At 65.1% G+C, this 22060-nt stretch carries 16 protein-coding genes; 6 read left to right on the plus strand and 10 right to left on the minus strand.

What is annotated here, in order from left to right; translation table 11 throughout:
- Positions 1-27: 27 nt before the first annotated feature.
- From ACQY4K_RS09355 to ACQY4K_RS09370, 4 genes are all read right to left on the minus strand, one after another.
- Positions 28-282 carry an acyl carrier protein gene (locus ACQY4K_RS09355; protein WP_428395478.1) on the minus strand — a complete coding sequence of 85 codons (255 nt, stop codon included), beginning with the start codon at positions 280-282 and terminating at the stop codon, positions 28-30.
- Positions 279-1979: an HAD-IIIC family phosphatase gene (locus tag ACQY4K_RS09360; protein ID WP_428395480.1), complete on the minus strand. Its 1701-nt coding sequence runs from the start codon at positions 1977-1979 to the stop codon at positions 279-281. The genes ACQY4K_RS09355 and ACQY4K_RS09360 overlap by 4 nt, the downstream gene beginning before the upstream one ends.
- Before the next feature lie 341 nt (positions 1980-2320).
- Complete coding sequence (locus tag ACQY4K_RS09365; RefSeq protein ID WP_428395482.1) at positions 2321-3742, minus strand: O-antigen ligase family protein; 1422 nt, start codon at positions 3740-3742, stop codon at positions 2321-2323.
- Between the two features lie 17 nt (positions 3743-3759).
- The gene (locus ACQY4K_RS09370; RefSeq protein ID WP_428395484.1) at positions 3760-6039 is read right to left on the minus strand and encodes a GumC family protein; all 2280 of its coding nucleotides are present in this window, start codon (positions 6037-6039) and stop codon (positions 3760-3762) included.
- Between the two features lie 319 nt (positions 6040-6358).
- Here ACQY4K_RS09370 and ACQY4K_RS09375 point away from each other — a divergent pair, with 319 nt between their 5' ends.
- On the plus strand, positions 6359-7441 hold the full coding sequence (locus ACQY4K_RS09375) for an acyltransferase family protein (protein WP_428395486.1): 1083 nt from the start codon (positions 6359-6361) through the stop codon (positions 7439-7441).
- Here ACQY4K_RS09375 and ACQY4K_RS09380 read toward each other — a convergent pair.
- Entirely contained in the window at positions 7431-8168 is a 738-nt protein-coding gene (locus ACQY4K_RS09380) for a WecB/TagA/CpsF family glycosyltransferase (RefSeq protein WP_428395487.1), read from the minus strand. The genes ACQY4K_RS09375 and ACQY4K_RS09380 overlap by 11 nt on opposite strands.
- Positions 8169-8274: 106 nt before the next feature.
- Here ACQY4K_RS09380 and ACQY4K_RS09385 point away from each other — a divergent pair, with 106 nt between their 5' ends.
- Together ACQY4K_RS09385 and ACQY4K_RS09390 are read left to right on the plus strand one after the other, a co-directional pair.
- Positions 8275-9852, plus strand: coding sequence for a hypothetical protein (locus ACQY4K_RS09385; protein ID WP_428395488.1), 1578 nt, complete (start codon positions 8275-8277; stop codon positions 9850-9852).
- Positions 9834-10835: a glycosyltransferase family 2 protein gene (locus ACQY4K_RS09390; RefSeq protein ID WP_428395489.1), complete on the plus strand. Its 1002-nt coding sequence runs from the start codon at positions 9834-9836 to the stop codon at positions 10833-10835. Before ACQY4K_RS09385 ends, ACQY4K_RS09390 begins: the two co-directional genes overlap by 19 nt.
- 15 nt (positions 10836-10850) lie before the next feature.
- Here the strand turns inward: ACQY4K_RS09390 and ACQY4K_RS09395 are convergent, their stop codons facing one another.
- The gene (locus ACQY4K_RS09395) at positions 10851-12368 is read right to left on the minus strand and encodes an outer membrane beta-barrel protein (protein ID WP_428395491.1); all 1518 of its coding nucleotides are present in this window, start codon (positions 12366-12368) and stop codon (positions 10851-10853) included.
- 73 nt (positions 12369-12441) lie between these two features.
- Between ACQY4K_RS09395 and ACQY4K_RS09400 the strand changes: the two genes are divergently transcribed.
- The 3 genes from ACQY4K_RS09400 (at position 12442) to ACQY4K_RS09410 (ending at position 16646) form a co-directional block, all read left to right on the plus strand.
- Positions 12442-13425 (plus strand): glycosyltransferase family 2 protein, encoded by a 984-nt coding sequence (locus ACQY4K_RS09400; protein ID WP_428395493.1) that lies wholly within the window; start codon positions 12442-12444, stop codon positions 13423-13425.
- 29 nt (positions 13426-13454) lie between these two features.
- A complete protein-coding gene (locus ACQY4K_RS09405) occupies positions 13455-14906 on the plus strand; it encodes a hypothetical protein (protein WP_428395495.1) in 1452 nt (483 codons plus the stop codon).
- 75 nt (positions 14907-14981) lie between these two features.
- The gene (locus ACQY4K_RS09410; RefSeq protein WP_428395496.1) at positions 14982-16646 is read left to right on the plus strand and encodes a hypothetical protein; all 1665 of its coding nucleotides are present in this window, start codon (positions 14982-14984) and stop codon (positions 16644-16646) included.
- A 13-nt stretch (positions 16647-16659) separates the two neighbouring features.
- Here the strand turns inward: ACQY4K_RS09410 and ACQY4K_RS09415 are convergent, their stop codons facing one another.
- The 4 genes from ACQY4K_RS09415 to ACQY4K_RS09430 all read right to left on the minus strand — a co-directional run bounded on the left by ACQY4K_RS09415 (position 16660) and on the right by ACQY4K_RS09430 (position 22000).
- Positions 16660-18051: a hypothetical protein gene (locus ACQY4K_RS09415; protein WP_428395498.1), complete on the minus strand. Its 1392-nt coding sequence runs from the start codon at positions 18049-18051 to the stop codon at positions 16660-16662.
- Between the two features lie 30 nt (positions 18052-18081).
- Positions 18082-19212, minus strand: a complete 1131-nt coding sequence (locus ACQY4K_RS09420; protein ID WP_428395500.1) for a glycosyltransferase family 61 protein — start codon at positions 19210-19212, stop codon at positions 18082-18084.
- Complete coding sequence (locus ACQY4K_RS09425) at positions 19209-20372, minus strand: glycosyltransferase family 61 protein (RefSeq protein ID WP_428395502.1); 1164 nt, start codon at positions 20370-20372, stop codon at positions 19209-19211. Before ACQY4K_RS09425 ends, ACQY4K_RS09420 begins: the two co-directional genes overlap by 4 nt.
- 125 nt (positions 20373-20497) lie before the next feature.
- Positions 20498-22000, minus strand: a complete 1503-nt coding sequence (locus tag ACQY4K_RS09430; RefSeq protein WP_428395504.1) for a hypothetical protein — start codon at positions 21998-22000, stop codon at positions 20498-20500.
- Positions 22001-22060 lie beyond the last annotated feature (60 nt).

Consider the following 22060-nt stretch of genomic DNA (forward strand, 5'->3'; position numbering starts at 1 on the left):
GGCCGCCGGCGCGGATCAGCTCACGCGTCAGGACGACTTGCCCGCGACCTTCGTCGCGATCAACGACACGAACTCGCCGACATTATGCAGCTCCTCGATCTCGGCGGTGCGGAACTTGATGCCGAATTCCCGCTCTGCCGCGACCACGAGCGTCACGTGGCTCATCGAGTCCCATTCCGCTACGTCGTCGGCGGTCATGTCGTCACGCAGCACGAGGCTGTCGTCGTCGAACACGTCGTGAAAGATCGCGGTGAGCTTGGTGGTGATCTCGGCCTCGGTCATGGCTGTCCCTCGATGGTCTGAATGAAGGTGTTGACGGGCTGCGCCGTCTCGACTTCGAGCGCCCAGCGTGTGATGCCGTCAGCTTCGGTGTCGAGCAGGCTGAAGCCGAGACCGACGTAGTGCTGGCGAACCATCTCGTTCTTGGCACTTGGCCGGTAGATCCCGATCAGGCGCCTCGCACCGAGGCGTCTCGCCTCGTCAAGAACGAGGTTGAGCGTTGCCTGCTCGACGCCGCGGCCGAGCACGCGGCAGCTCATCAGCCAGGTATGCAGCAGCATATCGCCGGTGGGCTCGGCCTCGCCGGCGATGATCGAGATGATGCCGTTGTCGCCGAAGCGGTCGATCAGCCGGATCTGCAGCGACAACGCGCCAGGGGCGGCGATGATCCGCTCGATGTCGTCGCTGGTGGTGCGCCGCGTGGTCAGGTTGAACTGGTTGGTCTTGTTGACGAGCTGGACGATGCGCGGCAGGCCGATGGCATCGAAGCGGGTCCAGTGCATGCGCATCTCCAGGCTGCGCAGGTAGCTCGGCAGGTCGGTGACGGATTGCTGCACGGCCGCGCGCTGCAGCGTCGCCTGATATTGCCCGCTGCGCGCGCGATCCTCGTCGGTGAGCTGCACCCCCTCGAAATAGCCGGCATCGGCGATAACGCGCGCATACAGCGACGGATCGTCGGGCAACTCCGGGACCGCCACCATCGGCAGTTCGCGCCGCACGATATTGCGCTCGAACGGGTTGTCGTCGGCGAATACCAGGGAATCCAGGCCGATATTCAGCCGGCTTGCGATCTCGCGCAGGTTCGACGCCTTGTCCTGCCAGTTGGCGACAAAGCAGGCGATGTCGGAGTGCTTGAGCACCATCTCTGGATGGGTGTCGAACGGCTCGCGGGCGTTGGCTTCGTCGTTCTTCGAGCAGACTGCGAGAATGACGCCGCGCCGCGACAGGGCCCTCGCGTAGGTCTGGAAATCGATGAAGGCCTCGCCGAGGCTGCTGCCATTGCCGAGCAACAGCCCCTGAACACCGTCATCGCCGACCACGCCGCCCCAGAGCGTGTTGTCGAGGTCGAGCACCAGGCATTTGCGTGAGCGGCCCTGATAGGCCGCGAGCAGGCGCCCCAACATGTCGCCATAGACGGGCGTCGCACCCGGATGGACTTCCTGCTTGCCGCGATGCCAGAGGCCGGCATCGTACCAGACATCAAGGCCGTCGCGCGCCGCGCGCTCGTCGATGGCCAGCAGCTCGACCCCGTGCGTATCCGCGGCCTGGCGCAGGCGATGGTTGAGGCGTGCGGTCAGGCTGGCCGCGGACCCCGGCAGACGCTGCTCGTTATTGCCGAACAGGGTAGGGAACACCGGCAGCACCGCCTGCTGCACGAGCTTGCAGCCAAAGCGCTCTCGGGCCAGCAGCCAGTGCCGTGCCAGATCGGCGATGGTCTCGTCGAGCCAAGCATCGGCGGCCTCGGCGGTGGCGGAGACGTCGATGCCGCGCAGCATGTGGCGAGCGTCGAAGGCGAACAGCACCACCGTCGGCGCGAAGCCGTGGATCGCGGCGGCCGGATCGTGCAGCTCCTGCGAGTATTGCCCGTAATTGCCGAGCTGGGTCTCAAGCCAGAGACCGTGGCGCAAGGCGCCGACGCGCAGGCCGGGCAGCAGATGATCGATGGTGCTCGACGACAGGATCGACAGCCGCACAGGCACCGTGGCGAGCCCGTCGGGTGCGAGCGCGAAGCGCTTGCGGAGCTTGCGATCCAGCCGGACCGTGCGCAGGTGGTCGAGCCTCTCGTTGGCGAGCGCGACCAGCGCCTCCCAGGCCTGCAGGCTGGAAGAAGGCTCAGGCTTGCGTAGGTCAGTGTCCCACTCAGGACGCGTCGGGAGCCAATCGAGCAGGGGAGGCCTCCGGTTCTAATCGGTTACGGGCGGGCGGGAGAACCTGGCCAGCGCAGGCCAGCCTCATTCGCAACTCCCTGCGACCGGCTTTACTCAATCGCGGCTCGTCTGACACAGCCGCCAAGCGAAATCAACCACACCCGTCTCGCTGTCTAAGCGGCGGCGCGGAAATCATCCGGCGTCGCTTCCGCGCCAGGATCCCCCTGGCGGCGGCCCTGCAGCGCCTCGATCCGACCGCGCGCGAAGATTGCGGACAGCCATATAAATAACACACTCGAAGGGGTTGCGATCAGTGTATTATCGGTAATCGATTCGACAGCAAAACCGATCATGATCAACCTCGCGATCACCTTGTCGGTGCGAATCATGCCGGTGGTCCAGCGCCAGGTCCATAGCACCATGAAGACCATGACCAGGCCGATGCCGACATAGCCGCCCTCCACACCGATACGCAGATATTCGTTATGTGCCGCGGTCGTTCCCAGCAGCTTGGCTACGGCGCTGTGCGGGTCGACCAGTATCTTGCCGGTGCCGACGCCCCAGCCGAACATCGGCGAAGCATTCCAGGCCCGCTCAAAGAACGGCCAGATCAGGCCACGACCACTCAGGCTGCCGGCTTGCTTGTCCGACAATATGGTCAGCAGTCGCAGGCTATCGGACGAGCTCGCGAGCAACACCAATACCACCGGCAGAGCAAACAGCCCAACCAGGAATGGCAGCACGCGACGACGCAGGGTAAAGCTCTCGGAGCGGATCGCAACGAAGGCAATGCCGGTGACCATGATCTCGCAAGCGAGCGGCGAGCGTGATCCGGTCCCGACCAAAATGGCAAAGTTCAGCGCGAACAGCCACATGTAGCGGGAGCGGCCATTGCGGTAGAGCTCGATCAGGCAGGCGTAGCAGGACGTCATCGCCAGGGTCGCGAGAAAGGCCGGATGCGTCGAGCCGGCGAGCCGCACCGAGCCGCCGACATCGGCGGAGAGCAGCGGCCTTATCCTTGCCGCGTCGAGCAACGCGCCGAATACCAGGCACAGGGTCGGCACCCAGATCGTCGCCTCGATGATGGCGGCCGACCACCGACGCGACAGACGGCTGAAGGAAAAGGCGTATGGGGCGGCGGAACCGACCACGGTGCGCAGGCTCTCGCCGATAGTGAGCGTGGGGTAGAGCCCGTGCCCGAGGCCGAAGAAGAACATCAGCACAAAGGCGAAGCCCGGATTGAACAGGTCGATCACCAACCCGTAGCGCAGCACGCAGATCCCCACCAGTCCGAAGCCCGACAGCTTGGTCAGGGCGGTCGCCATGTTGGAGCTGTTATGGATGATGTCCGGCAGCCACATCTCTGGTGTCGAGCCGATCAGCAGCACCCAGGCAGCACTGCACAAGAGCGGCATGCGCAGACAAACCACGGTGATGCACGCCAGGATCCCAAGCGCGATCATCATCGTGATCTGCTTTTGGCCCATCATCGCTGCCATGGCGTAGAGGACGAAGAAGCCGAGCCCAACCCAGAACGCGATGTTCGACGAGTGGTTGTCGCGGAAATCGCGCACCTGGGAGGGGAGCAGGTCCATTGCCTTCTGGCCGCCGGTCAGTGCTGATAATACGGCGCGTAGCGGGAGTGATAGGCCTCGGCGTCGGTGTGGCCGGACCGGGCGTGCGCGCGCATGTTGACCCGCGTCAATGCCGCGCCAACGACATTGGCGCCGGCGTCCTGCAGCATCTCGTAGCAGTGCTTGGCCACCGCGCGCGGCGTCGTCTGCCAGCGCACGCACAGAAGCGTTGCTTCGGCGAGGCTGGCGACGATCCTGGCGTCGGTGAGCGCGATCACAGGCGGCAGGTCGAGTACTACAAGGTCATAGTCGCGGCGCAGACGCTCGAGCAGCATGACCATGTTCTCGGACATGAACAATGAGTGCGAGTTGCTGCGTCCGGCGATGCCGGCGGGGATATAATCGAAGCTGGTGAGCTTGTCGGTATGGATGACGTCCTCGAGCGGTGCCGTGCCGCTGAGGAATTCCAGCAGGCCGGTCTTCTCCTTGATGTTCATCAGCTTGGCGAAGCTCGGCTTGCGGGTGTCGCACTCGACCACGACGATGCGCTCACCGGCGAGGCTGGCGGACCGACCAAGGCAGATCGAGGTCGTGGTCTTGCCCTCTCCTGGACGGGCGGCAGCGATCGCCACCACCTTCGGCCGGCTAGCGCCGAGCCAGAGTGCCGCGCGCAACGAACGGACCTGCTCGGCACCGAGCGAGAACGGCTTTTGCACCAGGTATTCCTCGATGCCGGAGACACCCTCCTTGTCGCTGTCGATCTGCGGGATCTGAGCGAGGCAGTTCAGGCCGAGCACGGAGCGGATATCATGGCCGCTGCGGAATTTGCTTTGCGTCAATTCGAGCAGATAGACGAGCAGGAAGCCGATGCACACGCCGAGGATCACCGAGGCTGGGACCAGCAGCTTCATCTTCGGGAATGATGGTTCCGATGCAGGCAGTGCCCCGGAGACGACGCGGGCATCGGCGGTTTCGATCGCGGCCTGCTGCGCCAGACGCTGGATCGAGTCCAGAACGGTCTGCAGCAGGGTGCGCGATGCATCGGCCTCGCGCTGCATCGCATCGAGCGGGATTTCCGCCTGGCTCGCGGTGGCGACCCGCTCACGCGCGTCACGCAACTGCTGCTCGAGGCTCGCGACCTTGGCACGCGCGGCGCGCACGGCGGCACTCGAGGCGGCCATGACCTGGCCGGTCTCGGCGTTGATCTCGCTGTTCAACACCCCGAGCTGCTTGCGCATGGCGATGACGGTGGGATGGTTCGGACCCAAGGTGGCGAGCAGGGACTGCAATTGCGCCGCCACTGAATCGCGCTGCGAGCGCAAGGCGATGACGCTCGGCGAGACCGCGGCCTGGGCCGAGGTTCCACGCCGGCCGTGCGCGGCACTCACCTGCGATTCCGCCTGGGCGAGTTCGTTGTTGGCCTCGTCGAGATTGGCGCTCAGCCGGCTGACCTCCTCGGTCGACAGCCCGGCGACGACACCCTGGGTCAGGTTCTTGCGTTGCCGGTAGGCGGCGATCTTGTCGGCCTTCGCCTGCACTTCCTGCTGCAGTTCGCGGGCCTGCCCCTCGAGCCATTTGTTGGCGGTCTTGACTGCGTCGAACTTCAGTTCGAGCTGATCGGAGATGTAGAGGTTGGACAGTTCATTGGCGACGTTGGCGGCGAGCGTGCGGCTGCGTGAGGTAAAGGACACCTCGATGACGTGGGACTGGGCGACGGAATTCGCGGCAATCCGCCCCTGTACGGCCAGCACCACTGAGCGATGCACGTCCTCGGCGCTCGGTGCATGCTCGGTACCGGCGGTCAGGCTGTCGGCCGCGACCGGAAACACCGGACGGATCAGGAAGGCGATACCGCCCTTGATGCCGCCGAGCACGCCGTCCTCGATCTGCGCTACGGTCGATTTCGGCCGCAGCGTGTAGTTGAACTCGGGATCCTTATCGAGGTCGAATCGATTGACGATACGTTCGGCGGAATGCAGGTTCTGGATCACCTCGACCTGGCTGGCGATGACCTCGTCGGTGGTGGTGTCCGGCGTCAGGATGCTTTTCAGTGAATCAGTGCTGTAGGTCGCCGGCTCATAGATGACCGACGACGTCGAGGTGAAGAGTGGGGTCAGTTGCTTGAGACCGGCCCAGGTGATCGCCGGAACCAGCAGGATACACAGGATCAGCACGGCCTTGTGCCGCCACAGGCTCCAGGCGGCGCTGGACAGCATCGCCGCGGCGGCGTCACGCGGGCTGGCCTCGACTGCGCCGGCACGATAGAAGCGATCAGACCCTGAGCCGGGCGTATTGCCCGGCGCCACGTTAAGCATCATGCGATCCCCCAGGTGCGACCATCATCAGCATGGCGCGCGCGAACAAAAACCAGCCTTCCGGCGAACTTGCCCGGAAAAACTAACATTATGTTATCCCACCGTCTTAGCCACTGAGCCCGGTTTTGTCGCGCTGCGAAAACCCGATCCGGTCCTAAGATAATACATTGCCAGCCGAGATGCACCGTCTTTATGTTTGTTAGATGTGGAACCTAGGCGACGTTAGCCGGCCAAGTCAGACTCCGCCAAACGCGCAGGCCGCGGCCCCCAAACCCGCGGAAATACCATGACAAGAGCGTCAGCCATCCCAGGTGGGCCCAAGGTGGACGGTAGCAGCCACACACATTCTGTTACGTCGCCGGCGCGTATCCGCACCCGCCTCACCGATCTCGACCGGGCCAAGGGCGTGGCCATCCTGTTCGTCGTGTTCGGCCATCTGGTCGAGCGCTCGTCGCCGCCCGACGTGCATTGGTACGACCCGCTGCGTATCGCCATCTACTTCTTTCACATGCCATTTTTCATGTATCTCAGCGGCTACGTAACCTTCTGGGCGGGTGCCGCGGATGTGCCGGTCGGGCGCTGGCCCGGTTTGGTGTCCCGCCGGGCGCAGCGCCTGCTGGTGCCGTTCTTTGCCTTCGGCTGCCTTACCCTCGTCGGCAAGCTCGTCGCCAGCCACTTCCTGCATGTCGACAACCTGCCCCCGAGCCTCGGCTCCGGACTGCTCAGCCTGTTCATCTTTACCGAGCACAGCCCTGCCACCTCGGTGTGGTATATCGGCGTCCTGTTCGTCTATGTCATTGCCACACCGCTCCTGCTCCGCATTCCCCGCGTCGGGCGGCTGCCGGTGGAGACACCGCTGGTGCTGGTGGCCGTCGGCCTGTATCTGATCACCGTGCCGCCGATCCTCTATATGGATCGGGTCTGCCGCTTCTTTATCTTTTTCGTTGCCGGCGGCCTTGCGGCCAGAGCGGGTGCGCGCTGGTGGGCCGTGCTCGATCGGTGGCATCTGCCGGCATTCGTCGCCCTCATGGTGCTTCTGACATACGCCTCGGGCTTCGTGCATTTCGACTGGAACAAACACGCCGACGCCTATTTCCCCTACAAGAGCTACATGCTCGCGGCCGGCTTGCTGTCGATGGTGGCGCTGCACGGATTGGTGCGGCGCACCCCCGTCTCGCACTGGGCGTGGCTCGTGTTCGTCGGCAACATGGTTTTCGCCATCTACCTGCTGAACACCATCTGCCTTGGCCTGACCAAGGGCGTGTTGCTCAAGTTCCTGCACTGGAACGCCCAGGACTTTCCGACTTTTCTCGTTGTTATGATGATTGCGGGCGTGTTTGGCCCAATCCTGATCAAACGCTTCCTGCTGCCGCTGATCCCGCCGCTGGACCGCATCACCGACTGAGGCGTTCGCGCAACAGCAACCGAAAGATCGGTGGGCTGTCGATCAGGTATCGGCGCGCCAGACGGCGCGGATTGGAGGCCATACGGTGCAGCCATTCGATACCGAGGCCCTGCATGATCGCCGGTGCCCGCGGCACGATCCCGGCAAGGAACTCGAGGCTGGCGCCGATGCACAGGCCGGTGCCGTGCGCGGCGCCGCTGGCGGCGATCGCCGCGGCCAGTCGCTCCTGGCGCGGCGAACCGACCGCGAGAAACACCAGGCGCGAGGGGTGATCCAGCACAAAACGCACCGTGCGTTGCATCTCCGCCGGGTCGCCATCGAACCCCATGGGAGGATCGTAATGCGCAGGCGGGGCGATGCCGGTCCGCGCCACCAGGACATCGAGGTAGGCCGCGCGCAGCCCGATGATCGTCACCCGTTCGCCGGCGGCGACATGGGCCGCGAACAGACGCGCGGTCAGATCGCTGCCGGTTGCCACCGTCGGGGAGGGTAGCCCCAGCAAGCGCGCCGTGCGGGCTACGACGCGGCTATCCAGCAGACAGAGCATCGCGTCCTGATAAAGCGGCAGTAACGAGGGATTGCGCGACAACCGCACAAGGTGATCGGCGTTCGGAGTGACCACGTACGAGAACGGTGCCGTATCGGAACGCTCCGCGATCCGCCGCGCCGCGGCCGTAACATCGAGATCGGCAAAATCCAGATCAAGCAGCCGGCAGGTGCGCGACAAGGCCATATCCAACGTTGCCGCTCCGTGTTGTTCGCAACCACCGCGTGCCTTTTATCACAACCGGAGCTCGTGCTACAGTGACGCAAGGTTAAAACAGCGGATTGGGATGACAATGCTGTCGACGCATGTTCGACATGCCGGCGGCATGATGCATGGACGCCATGCCGGCGGCATGGCGGCAGCACTGCTTCTGGGGTTGCTGGTCCTGGTCGGGTCGTCCTGGTCACGTGGCACCGAATATGACGAGGATTACAGCGTTTTCATCGCCGCCGGAACACCGCGGCCGGTTTGGCCGAGTGGTGTATTCACTCCCCGCGAAGTCCGCCATTTCTACGCGGGACACAGCACGGCGCTCTCCATCGCCCGCGACCTGCGAAACACCGACGTGCATCCGCCACTCTATTTCTGGTGTGAAGCGGCTTGGCGCGGTGTGATCGGCACCGGACTGTTTCGGACCCGGCTGCTGTCGGTGCTGTTCAGCCTGACGGCACTCGGCGGCATCGCAGCCCTCGCAGCCAGGGTCGCGGCCCCGCCGGTCGCCGCCATCCTGCTGGCCGTGGGCTGCTACGGCTTTACCTATACCGGCTCGATCGCGCGCGGCTTCGCGCTGGCGCAGTTGCTGATGATCTGGGGCGCCGTGCTCATCCTGCTCGCCGCACAGACGCGCCAGGCGGCGCGCGGCGCCTGGATCGCGCTCGCCGGCGGCCTGCTGCTCGGACTGGCCAGCTTTACCAACTACCTCGCGGCCTTCGGCGGCGCCGGCGCCCTGCTCTGGCTGCTGCTGACCCGCTTTCGGCAATGGCCACGCTGGGTCGCGGCGGGCCTCGGCTTCGCCGCCATCCTGCCCGCGGACCTGTACTTCTTCCTCGCGCAGCGCGGCAGCCGCGTCGGCCAGTTCCCGCCGTTCCGGCTGCTGCCGAGCCTGGTGCGCCTCGGCAAGTACGGCGCCGCCAACGTCTTCGGCGGTCTGCCTCTCTATGTCGGTCCCCTCGCCGGACAGCTGATCGGCGCCGTGCTGGTGCTGCTGCTGGCCGGCCTGGTGGTGCTGGTAGCCATACGCTGGCGGCGCATCGCCACCCAGGACGGACGCTGGCTGCTGCTGTTGAGCCTGCTGGCAACACCGGTCGGGCTGCTGGCCCTCGGCTTCGTTTTCAACAACACGCCGATCGAGCTGCGCTACCTCGCCTTTACACTGCCGTTCCTGGTGGTGCTGCTCGCCGTGACTTTTGCCAGCCTGCGCCCGCCTGTCGGCACCGCCCTGCTGGCCGCTATGCTGTGCATACAGCTGGTCTCGATCGCCGGGATGATGACCATGCCGCAGACGATGCAGCCGCAGGCGCAGGCGGCGCAGGCGGCGCGCAGGCTGGCGACCGGCCGAAACACCCTGGTGCTGGTGCCCTACGGCAATGACGGCGTCGGCGTGCTGGGCGCCTTTGTCAACGAATCCCCCGACAACCTGCACATCCTGGCCATCCATCCCGGCACACCGCCCGCCGCGATCCGCGCCGCCGCCGCCTCTGCCGCGCGGGTGGTGCTGGTGCTGCTCGGCCTCGACGAGGACAGCAGGGCCGTGCTGGGGCCGATGCAGAGCGCGTTCGAACAGGCGCCGTGCTACACGCGCGCCGGCACCGGCTTCGACGTGATCGCCTTTGACCGCGATCCGTCATGCCAGCGTCCCGGCTGACGGCGATGCGGTCCGGCTCACCCGGTCCGGTATTTTCGGTGGTCGTGCCCTGTTACAACGAGGCGCTCGGACTGGAGGAGTTTCACCGTCGGCTGAGCGTCGTGATGCAGGGGATCGGCCGCAGCTGGGAGGTGGTCTACGTCAATGACGGCAGCGCCGACGAGACGCTGGCCTGCATGGTCGCGTTGCGCGCGCGTGACCCGCATGTTGCCCTGCTCAATCTGTCGCGCAATTTCGGCAAGGAGATCGCGCTCACCGCCGGCCTCGACCACGCCACGGGCCAGGCAATCGTGGTGATCGACGCCGATCTGCAGGATCCGCCCGAGGTGATCCCCCGCCTGGTCGAGGTCTGGGATCAGGGCATCGACATGGTCTATGCGCAGCGACGCGAGCGCGAGGGCGAAACCTGGGTCAAGAAGACGACCGCGACCCTGTTCTACCGGCTCATGCAGCAGCTCGGCGGGGTGCGCCTGCCGCGCAACACCGGCGACTTCCGCCTGCTCAGCCGGCGGGCGCTGGACGCCTTGCTGCAATTGCGCGAGACGCACAGGTTCATGAAGGGAATGTTCGCCTGGGTTGGGTTTCCGAGCCAGGCGGTGCTCTATGATCGCGCGCCACGCCATGCCGGCAGCAGCAGCTGGAACTATTGGCGACTGTGGAACCTGGCCTTGGAAGGCATCACCGGGTTCACCCTGATGCCGCTCAAGATCGCCACCTATCTGGGCCTTGCGGTGGCCGTGTTCGCCATCGTATTCGGCGGTCAGTTGATCATCCGGACGTTGCTGTTCGGCAACCAGGTTCCCGGCTATCCAAGCCTGATGGCGGTGATCCTGTTCCTGGGCGGCGTGCAGCTCATGACGCTTGGTGTGATCGGCGAATATCTGGGCCGGGTCTTTAACGAGACCAAACAGCGCCCGCTCTATCTGATCGAGCGCGCGGCGCCGAGCGCGATCTCGGTCACGCCACGCGAGGATTTGGCCTGACGCCGAAGGGCCCGTTCAAATCCCGAACCGCAGATGCAGCAGAACGCTATGCTCCCCGAACGAGTTCGGAACGTTCCCGCCGAACTGGCGGGCGAATAGAGGATCGACGAAGCCGCTGGAACTTGTGTGCTCGGTAAACTGATAGCTCAGCGCGAGCTGGATGTGCCGGTTGACGAGGTAGGTGACGCCGGCGCCGCCGCCGTAGTTCTGCTGTTGCAGATTTGAGTTCTGATAGCTCGCGTTGCTGAACAGCGCGTTCGCCTCCAACAGGATGTTGCGGTACAGCTCGTGATCCACGGTCAGGCTAAGATTGTCGAACGTGTAACCGGTGACCGTATCGGTGGTCGCATCCTCAATGGTACGCGCATAGGCGGCGGTAACCGTGGTCAGGCCGGTCGGATTCCAGATCACGTCGAATTCGCCGATCGGCGCGCCCTGGTTGGGTGTTCCGTGGCCTTCGAAGAACCGCTGCTGGTAGCCGCCGAGTGCGCGAATGGTCGTGGCACCGCTGACCTGATAATCGAGTCCGGCGAGCACGGTGGCGCCGGTCGAGCCGACCACCCCGATGTTCGCCTGGTTGCCGTGGGTGTAGCTGTCATAATTGCCGTTCACGACGATGACGGCGTCGCGTTGCGGCTCGAATTCGTAGCGGATGACGGCACCGCCCTGGAGCACGTTGCTGTCGCGCTGGGTTTGATCGAACGCGTTCGCGGCGCCGATGGGAACGTTGCTGAAATCGCCCCTGGCGAAGCGGAGAAGCTGATAATCGACATTGGGCTGCACGGTAAAGCGGCCAAACTCGGTGTTGTAACTCGCCCTGAAATCGGTATCGCTAAAGTTCAACGGCTTGTTGAGCTGGATGATCGCCGAGCCATTGGTGCCGATATCGTAGGGCAGTTCGTTGGCGTTCTGGTAGCTGACGGAGGCATAGCCCACGTCACGGCCAAAATTGTAGCTGCCGCCCAGGGAGGCGTTGTAGTCGGTGTGGCTGAGCCGCGCCACGTCCCAGTATTCGACATTATTGACACCAGCGGTGACGCCGAGGCTGTATCGGGACGCGTCGGTGTTGACCGAGATGCCGCCGCCGCTCGAAAGCTGGGAGCTTCCCTTGCCGTTGATCGCGCCGCCGACCACGTTGCTGTCATAGCCGAATGCCTCATCGATATTGGGGCGGATGGTAAAGGCACCCTCGCGGATGACGGGTGTGTCGTACTGCGGACGTTCGCGGGTCAGCACCGTGACACCAGGCTCGTTCGCGGTGCCGGGGACACCTTGCGGGAAGTAGTTGTTGAGTGGCAGGCCGGGCCCGAAATAGGTGCTCAAAGGCGTGACCGCGGCGGCAGGCCCGGGCAGGAGACAGAGGCTCGAGAGCGCTCCGGACAGCGCAGCGGCGCCCCGGACCCGCCGGGTTGCGTGCTTTGGCATAGACGGTTTCCCCAGCTCCACGATAGACTCAGGTAACAAATTCCACTCAGGTTGCATAGCGACGTGCGCCCCGGGGCAAGCGCGAGCCGCAGCCTGCGCGTCATCCATGCCACAGGCTGTTTGTGACCGTGGCCGATTCGTGAGAAGCTGCACGCTGGTTTTCCGGGAAGACGCAAACCGCATGCGGGTCGCCGTACTCATCCCTTGTTATAACGAAGCGGTCACGATCGCCAAGGTCATCGCCGATTTCCGCGCTGCACTGCCGCAGGCGACGATCTACGTCTATGATAACAATTCGCGCGACCAGACCTGCGCCGTGGCCGCCGCCGCCGGCGCGGTGGTGCGGCGCGAGCGCCTGCAGGGCAAGGGCTACGTGGTGCGCCGGATGTTTGCCGACATTGAGGCGGATGCCTATGTGCTGGTCGACGGTGACGATACCTATGAGGCCACTGATGCCACCGGAATGGTCGGAATGCTGGCGGACGAGCAGCTCGACATGGTCACCGGCACCCGTGTCACCGAAATCAAGGCGGCCTATCGGCCCGGTCACCGCTTCGGCAACGTCATGTTGACCGGGCTGGTCAGGCAGGTGTTCGGCCGCGGCATCAGCGACATGCTCTCCGGCTACCGGGTGTTTTCACGCCGCTTCGTCAAGACCTTCCCGGCGCTCGCCTCCGGCTTTGAGACCGAGACCGAGTTCACCGTGCACGCGCTGGAGCTCGGCATGCCGGTCGGCGAGGTGCGCACCGCCTATCGCGACCGGCCGGAGGGTTCCGCCTCCAAGCTGCGCACCTATACCGACGGCATACGAATCCTGCGCACGATCGTCACCCTGGTGAAGGAGGAGCGGCCGCTGCAGTTCTTCTCCTTCATCGGCCTGCTGCTGCTGCTTGGCGGGCTGCTGCTCGGCGTCCCAGTCGTGTTGGAGTTCCTCAACACCCGCCTGGTGCCGCGCCTGCCGTCGGCGGTGCTGGCCACCGGTCTGATGTTGCTGTCATTCCTGTCCTTCGCCTGCGGCCTGATCCTGGATTCCGTGGCACGCGGGCGTAAGGAGGCCAAGCGTCTGAGTTACCTCGCGGTTCCGGCGCCAACGGCGCGGACCGATCCGCAGGCCGGCGCGTGGCCAGGCAAGCTCACCCGTGAACTGCCTGCTCAGGCAGGGTAAGCAAAGCGCCGTTGCCACGAAAGCCTGCGATGACCGGAATACCCCAATGGCTTGAGGGGGAGCATAACCGGCAACGACTCGTCCTCATCGGATGCCTGGCGGCCTGGCTGGTGATGGCGCTCTACACGCTGCCGCATCTGTTCGGGCCGCCGAAAATGATGGGTGATTCGAGCGAATATCTCTCGCTCGCCGCCAACCGACCCCCGCTCTATGGCTGGGTTGTATTGTCCATCGAATACATCTTCGGCGGCATTCGCTTCCTGCCGCTGTTCCAGTTCTGCCTCATCTCGTCGGCCCTGGTCTGGTTTGCCGTCGAATTCGGCCTGTTGCTCGGCAGTGTTCTCGCAGGCCCACTGGTGATCGGCTTGAGCCTGCTCAACCCGGGCCTGCACGACACGGCCGCCTATATTGAGAGCGAGCCGGTCGATTTCTTCTGCGTGTTCTGCGGCTTCGCCCTGCTCTGCCGTTTCGCCCGCCGGGGCCGGCCAGCGAGCCTGGTCGTCGCCTCCTTCGTCTTCGCGCTGTCCGCCGCGACACGCACGACGGGTGCGGCGTTCATGCTGCTGCCGCTGGCGCTGCTCGCATGCGACCGGCGCATCGGCCCTCGCCCGGCCGTTCTCTGGGGCGGCCTGTCCGCCTGCGTCATGGTGCTCGTCCTGCTGGTCGCGATGGCCGGCAACTGGCTTCGCAACGACCGCTTCGAGATCGGCTCCTATGCCGGCGTCTCGCTGATCGGTAAGGCGCTGCTCGTGGCACAACCCGGCGACATCGCGGCACTGCCAAAGGCGGCCGCCCCCGCAGTGGCCGCAACCCTGTCGCAGTCGGCCTGGGAGCGGCATGTCGTCGCCCACGCGCCCGACCTCGCATCAGCCATGCGTGCCCAGATGCAGGCCGCCCAGGACATACGGTTTCCGGTGTTCGCCGAGGCGACGGACAGGACCTGGCCGGCCTTGCGTGCCGCGGACGCGCGCGACCGCTCGCACATGCTGATGCCGCTGGCACTCAGCATCATCAAGCGTCACCCGGTGGCCTACGCGAAAATCTGGCTGCGCGACTGGGGCGAGCTTTTGCTCTACCCGAACTACTGGCCTTCCTGGGCCACCGCCGAGGCAGCCCCTTATGACGCGTTTCCCGGTTGTGCTGCGGCCAAGCATGATTGCTACGCGCTGGACCACTACAACCTGTTCCCGCCGATCTACGCCATCGTCATCGGTGCGTCGGTGGCGGGGGCGGCCGCGGGGATCTTCGTCCTGCTGCGCTGCGCCGTGCCGGTCCTGCGACGGCGCGCCGGCCCGCAGGCCGTGCTGTTCTTCTGGTTTGCCCTGGTCCTGCATGCCAGCCTGGCGGTGTATGCCGCGTTCGAGGCAGGCTTCGTTCGCTATACAGAGTTGCTGTACCCGATGGAAGTGACGCTCTTGCTCTGGCTTGCCTTGCGTCGCCCGACCGGCAAGAGCCTAACCGCGCTGACGCAACGAAGTTGATTTGACAAGCGATGCAACCCGGATCTTTGTCTCGGCCTGCGCGAGGCTGGCGCGATAAAGAGACAAGGGTGACGTATGGCAGTGGTTGGTGCGATCCTGCTGCTCTGGGGCGTGGCGGAAGGCGCGGTCTATCTGCTGCGTCTCGGCCTCGTATTCGAGACCATCATCCGGCTGCTGTTCATTGCCGGTACCGCCTGGCTAGTCCTGCGCCAGGCCCGAGAGCAGGCAGGCCGGCGGCAATTGGCCGGGTTTCCGCCGGGTCGCGGACCGGGTCTTACGGGTGTTTTGGCAGGCGTGACGCCCACGGCGATCATCGCGTTCGCCTTCCTGGTGAGCCTGGCGCTGGCACTTCTGACGTTTTCCGCCCACGCCATCACCGCGGACGAGTTCGGCTACCGCTATCTCGCGGAGACGCTGCTGCGCAATCGCCTGTGGAATGCCCCCACGCCAAGCCAGCTGCACAACGTCATGCTGACCCTCTATATCCCGGACAAGGCCGGCAAGCGTCTGTCGCAATATCCGCCCGCATGGCCGCTGGCCCTGGCGCCATTCATCGCGGCGCACCTGTCCTGGCTGGCGAACCCGGTGATCGCCTTGCTGGGCGGCGGCTTCATGCTGGGTGCGATGCGCGAGGCCGGTGTCGGCAGGGCCGGTCAGCTGGCGGCGCTGGTCCTGGCCATGCTGGCGCCGTTCGCCCTGTTCAACAATGCCAGCCTGTTCAATCACACGTTGGCCGCCACCCTGATCATGGCGGTGGTCTGGCTCGACCTGAGGGATGCGCGGCACCCCTCGATCTGGAACCGTGTGGGGATCGGGTTCGCCTTCTCGGTGCTGCTGTCGACGCGTTACGAGGCGTTCGCCATCGCATTTGTGCTGTTCGCCGCCGACCATCTGATCCGCCGTCGCGTGCGCTTCCTGACCTGGGCGATGCCGGCCGCGGCTGGAGCCCTGCCCGGCGTGGTGCTGCTCGCGCTCTATAATTGGAGCATCACCGGCAGCCCGTTGACCACGACATTGAGCTGGGGCTTTCCCAACCTCAGCTTCGGCCTGCACGCGCACGGCATGGACGGCACGCATTCGCCAGCACTGGCGGCTGCCTACACCTTTCGCTGGGGGCTCGGCTGGGGTGATTTTGCCTCTGTCGCCATGCTGCCGCTGTATGTGGCGGCGGTTTGGCGGCGTGCCCGCCGGGGTCAGTTGCGCTGGTTCGACCTGATGCTGCCGGCAGTGGTCGTGTTCTTCGTGTTCTACCCTGACTATGGCGGCTTCCAGTATGGTCCGCGCTACTGGTTCATCGCCTATGCGCTGGTGCCGCTGACCATAGCACTCGAGGGTGGCTGGCGGATCGCCGAGACGCGTTTCAATCCGCTACCGCTGGCCGCGGCGCAGGCCATGGTGTTTGCCGGCTTCACCATCGGCTACTGCGTGTTTGCCCGAATCCAGGCAGAGGCGCGCATGCTGCCGCTCACGGTCGCCTTGTCCGCTCCCGGCGAGAGTGCGGTTCTGTTCCCCGTGGAGGGTCAGATGCGCTACATCAAATGGCAGGTGCGGCCGGAACGAATGGACGGCAAGGATTTCACCCGCAACGGGCCGAACGGCCCGGGCCGCGTGTTGCTTGGCCTCTATCTGGGGCCGGCACGCACGAAACTGCTCTGCACGCAGCTCCCCCGCCGGACAATCTTTCGTCTGGAAGAGCCGGATAATGCCACGCGGCCGCGGCTGGTGCCGGTATGCGGCTGACCGGATCCGTCCCTCAGCACCTGGTCCAGCGTGCCAGCACACTCTCGATATCGATGGCGATGCCGCCGAGCTGCTTGATACGATTGCAGTAGATCGGCCCGAGCAGGCCGGCGGCCACCAGGAACACCGCACCTGGGCGCGGCACTTGCAAGACGGCCAGGGTCTTCTCAAACCCTGCCGGATAATTGTCACGCCTCTGCTGCGGGCCGGGTACCAGATAGGTCACGGTCTCGCCCACCTGGCAGAAATGCCTGAGCTTTTCGGCGAGATCGCGGTTGCTGCCGACGAAGCCGAGGAACGGCTGTTCGGCGAGCAGCGGTCGCAGGAACGGCATCGCCTCGTGCAACTCCCGGATTGCCTCGGGTCCGGCGCACAACTCAGAGCGGCGGCCCAACACGAGCCTCTGCATCTCGGCGAGGTAGCCGAAATGCTCGTGCTCCAAGGCAAGGACGTCGCATCCGGGCAGTGCCACGACGTCCGCATCGGCAATGGCGGCGCACAGGTCGCGGATCACGGCCGCGGCCGGCGCCGCTCCGTTCGCTTCGATGACCGCGCCGAAAGCGTCCGTCCAGACTGAATTCACCACCGCCGACATCTCCTCGCGGCTGAAGGCGAGATGGTTGTGCAGGCCGCCATAGGTGACCAGGCGCGCATGGCCGTGGGCCAGCAGCAGGAGGCTGAAGGGTTGCCTGCAGGCTATCGCCTCTCTCAGGCACGCCGCGAGGCTGGCGGTGTCCAGCCAGGACGCGGATCGCTGGCGTGCGGCACTCTCGCGCAGCACCGCCTGCCGATCGAAACGCAGCGCCAATTTGGCGGCGACGAGATGCACGAACGGGCTGAACGGCTCGCGCAGGCCGCGGGCGAACTCGACCAGCACCGGCTCGAAGCCCAGCAGCTCGTGATAGCCGCCGGTGACCGCAAGTGCGGTGGCGTAATTCCAAAGCGCGCTGTCCTGGTGCCCGAGGACCGGGGCCGCAATACGCAGGGTGGGCAGGGCTTCGAGAAACAATCCCTTGGCGCACAACGAGGCGCCGATCCGGTTGGCCAGCACGGCGTCGCCCGGCTCGTTGGCCAGCAGCATGCGGCGGCAGGCATCGAGACCCTCCGGCGCATTGCCGAGCGTCTCTGCAAGATCGGAGAACAGCCGCCACACCGGCAGGATATCCGGCCAGAGTGCGAGCGCACGACGGCAGGCCTCCTGCGCATGCGCGCTCTGACCGCGCGCCGCAAGCAGGCGCGCCTGCGCGAACCAGGTGGTCGCCTCCCCGGGCTGGCTTGCAACCAGGACGGCGATCACGGAAGCGGCGGCATCCAGATCGCCGCGGTCCAGCATCTGCTGCGCATCCTGAGCCGTCGCCGAGCCGCGTGTGCCGCCATAGCGGCTCAGATCGACGGGGCGCGCCAAGCTCGGCCCTCCGGCGCCAGGGACCGCACCCTAGTCAAGGCGTTCGTCCAGCTGATCAAACAGGCTACGGCTATCCGCGTGTGCGACCTCGGAACACTGAACCCCGGCATCATCCCAGACCCGGATGCGGTTCATGAAAACGTTGCGATGACCGCACAGCTCGCCGATCCTGAGCTGGATCGGATTGGTCATGCCGAGCGACGCCACGATCGTTCCCGCCTCCGAGACGAGTGCGGTGTGCATGCCCGAGCCGGCTTCGCCGACAATCCGGCGGGCGCCGGCGAACAGCGCGAACTGCTCGGTAAACGTAAGCGCCTCCGGCCGCACGACCTCGTAACCGCGCGCGGCGGCCAGCGTCTCAAGATGTTCGCGGCCATGCAAAACGCGATTTGACGTCAGGCCCTCGCCACTGCGCGAGACGAAAACATGCCGTACCGGCGCGCAGTCAGCCGGCTTGAGCCGATCGAACAGCTCGCGCACGAACGGGTGGAACACCCACTCGTCACTGTGACAGAAGCTCGGGATGACGCATTGGGCAAGTAGCAGGCGGTCGCGGACGGGGTCGTAGCGCCGCAGCCGATGCTCCGGGATGGCGAAGACAAACTTGATCAGGCCGACCACCCAGGCCGGTGCGTCCGACGGCAGCGCCAGCAGGATGTCATCGAAGCAGTCGCCGAAGGTCTGCCGGGCGACCTCGATGCGCGGCAGGAATTCGACGATCCAGTGTCCCCATATACGATGGCCGGGACCGCAGACGACCATTACCGGACGCTTCTCGACCACGATGTTGGGGCGCCTGCACAAAAACGGGTTGGCGAAGGCGATCCGGGTAATCCAGTCCAGCGATACCTTCGCGGTCTCGGACCCGTCATGGATGAAGCGGGAATCGTAGAGCGCATAGCCTGGCCCGACCAGTTCGACGCCACGCAGCAGATGACAGCCAATCCCGTCCAGCATTGCCGGCACCGGCTTCCAGTGTTTTGCCGTTTGCCAGCGTGCCTCGGGGTCGTTCTCCAGCACATCGATCGGCAAGGTCGGGCTGGGTGCCGCCGGGGGCCTGATCTGCACAAAGCCGGACCAGTCGCGCAAGGCGCGCTCGGTGTCGAGCGGTGCGGAGAGGTTTGCCAGCGGGGTCTGCTGGATCGTGAACACCACCCTCATTGCAGGACGGATTGATCGTGCAGCGACACCACCTGAGCCAGCAGCGCCTCGATCCTGTCACTTGCGATGCGAAACAGCTGCGCGCCATCGTCGCCGCGGCCGAGTGCTTCGGGAATGACGTAGAGCACAGTCTGGCTCATCAGGGCCGCGACGCGATGCTGGATCGAGTTGATGCAGCCAACCGAGCCGACGACGATCCCCGGTGCCGAGAACAGCGAGTTGTGCAGGCCGGATCCGAACTCGCCCACGATCGCGCCGGCCTGCGCAAACAGGGCATATTGCTCGGCGACACTGTGCTCCTCCGGACAGACGACCTCAAAGCCCAGGCGCACCGCCGCCGCCTCGAGATGTCCGCGGCCGTCGAGGCGCTTGAGCACGCCGCGCGTGCGGTCCTCGAAATTCCGGCGCGAGATACAAAGTCGGCGCGACCGATCGGCTGGTCGCATACCGCGCGGGCGCGCGTAGAATTCACGCACGAAGCTGTGGAAGAAGTAGCCGCTGCCGGAATGGCCGAAGGTCGGCACGCATAGCCTGCGACACAGCAGCGTCTCGCGGTGCATATCGTAGCGCAGGATTTGTTCTGCGGGAATTTGCAGGTGAAATTCCAGGAGCTGCTCGGCCCATCGCGGCACATGATCGGCCAGCGCGATGCGCATCTGCGCAAACGCCGGCCCGAGCAGGTCGCGGGCGATGGCCGCGCGCGGCAGGAAGTCCACGATCCAATGGCCGAAGACCGGGCTGCCGGGGCCCACGATCTCAAGAACCGGCGCCTCGATCACGCGGCTGGCCCGGTGCGACGATCCGGCCGGGGTGAAATCCGGCTTTGCTCCGAGCTCGTCGCGCGCCACCCGTGAGAGATAGGCATCCTGCTGCAGCAGCCGTCCCTTGCTGAAGGCGTAACCCTGCCCGGTGATGAGCCCGTCCGCCACGAAGTGGCAGCCGAGCGGATGGACGGGGCTGGTCTCGTCGTAGCCGCTCTTCAGCCACGCCGACAGCGCCATGTCGTGGGTCGGAACAAACGGCAGCGGCTGGCGGGAGTGCTCGCCGGGATGCAGCAGAACGAAGCCGCTCCAGTCGCGCCAAGCCTGCGCCAAAGAGACGGTCTTGTGCAGGTCCCAAACCGAAACCGCATCCTGGCTTGGGGTCGTCTCGGGCTTCACACTGCGACCTGAATCGACCGTCCACCATATCGGGATCGCAATGCTACAAAATCCCTCACCGGCGCATCAAGCATAAACCGGATGCGCTCAGGAATGAGACGGTTGTCGCGCGCCGCAACCAGCCCTTACATCACATTGCCGCTGAGGATGAAGCTGGACGCGGTATCGATGAAAAGTTGCGCGGTTGCATACTGCCCCGAGGTCTTGGTGGCGTTGCCGATGGCGTGGGTGGCGATGCCACTGGCACCGGCAAAGGTCACTGCGGCGGTGGTCTCCTGGATCACAGTAATCTTGCAGCCGACCGGCAATGACGACGGCACCGTCCAGGTGGCGGCGACAGCCGAATTGTCGAGCAGGGTGGTGCCGCAATCGCTGGCCTGGAAGCTGTAGCTGGATTGGCTGTTCGATGTCACCGGGTTTGTCTGCATGCGGGCCGCGCTGAAGTTCGCCGTGCCGAGGAAGCTCGGCGAGGTGATCGGTGCGGCGCCGCTGACGTCGGCAACCCCGAGTTGCCGCCAGGTCGGCGCACCACCCGCGGCCGGGGCCGCAAGCACGCTCGACGCCGGTTGCGTCGCCGTCAGGGTGATCGACGGCGCGATCACATGACCGTCCTGTGCGACGCCGAAGATGGGGACCCGGCTCATGTCGTTGCGTGGATCGTCCCAATAGCCAAAGGCATAGCCGTCGCTTCGTACCGACGTCTGGAACGTATCGTAGGCGACATAGAATTTGCCGGAATTGATGCCGCCGAACACCTCGACCCCCTCGCCCACATCGTTGGGACCGACATTGTCCAGATGCAGCACGCGCTTGCTGGCGGCCTTGCTGGTCTGCGGCGTGTAGGAGCCGGCATTGTTGATCTCGAACTCCGCGACGTTGGCGTTGCCGTCGCTGCCGGCAGGGAACGAAACTTCCCCATGATAGCCGTATAGCCTGGCGGTGGTGTCGGCCGAGCCCGAAGCCTGTACCTGCGATTCATAGCCGACCACATCCTTGGCGTAGAGGATGCTGTCCGTGAGGCTGCCCACGGTATAGGTCGAGGGATCGAGGCTGGTGATACGGGTGTAAAAGCCGTTCTTCTGATAGCCGGCGGTTTGCGGAGATTGGTTATAGAGTGCGTAGGCGGCGACGCCGTTTTCGTTGAAGTCGGCGGACGACGTCTTCGAATAGGTGACGTTGTTGTAGGTTGCGGTGTCGAGCAGTCCCTGCACGCCGCCGGAGACAATGGCGGAGCCCGGACCGTAGCGCCAGGTATTGGTATTGACGGTGTAGATGAGCTGGCCACCGAGGTTGAGCCTGCATCCCGCCGGGATGACAATGTCGGCGGCGCCCGCGGCTTGGCCGGCAGCTTGCGCCCGTGTCAGCGCGGCATAGTCGTTGGTGACACCGTCACAGGCGGCGCCGAAATCCTTGACGTTGAGCGTGTCGGCGAAACGGGCGGCAAGCGTGCGGGACGCGGTCGTCCCGGCCGCTACGACCGTCGTAGTACTGGTGTCGCGGTATTGCGAAAGCAGGTTGACCTGCCCCGCGGCCAAAAGGTTCTGCAAAGTGATGGGGCTCAGACCATCCGCTTGGGCGGCCCCGCTGGCGAGACCAATATAAGCCAGGATCAGCAGAAATCTGCGCATGCACGCCGCACCCGTTACATTTTCGGCATGATCTCCTGTCCCCAATATCGCGCGCAAGCA

Origin of the sequence: Lichenicoccus sp., assembly GCF_965276875.1 — a bacterium.
GTDB lineage: Bacteria > Pseudomonadota > Alphaproteobacteria > Acetobacterales > Acetobacteraceae > Lichenicoccus.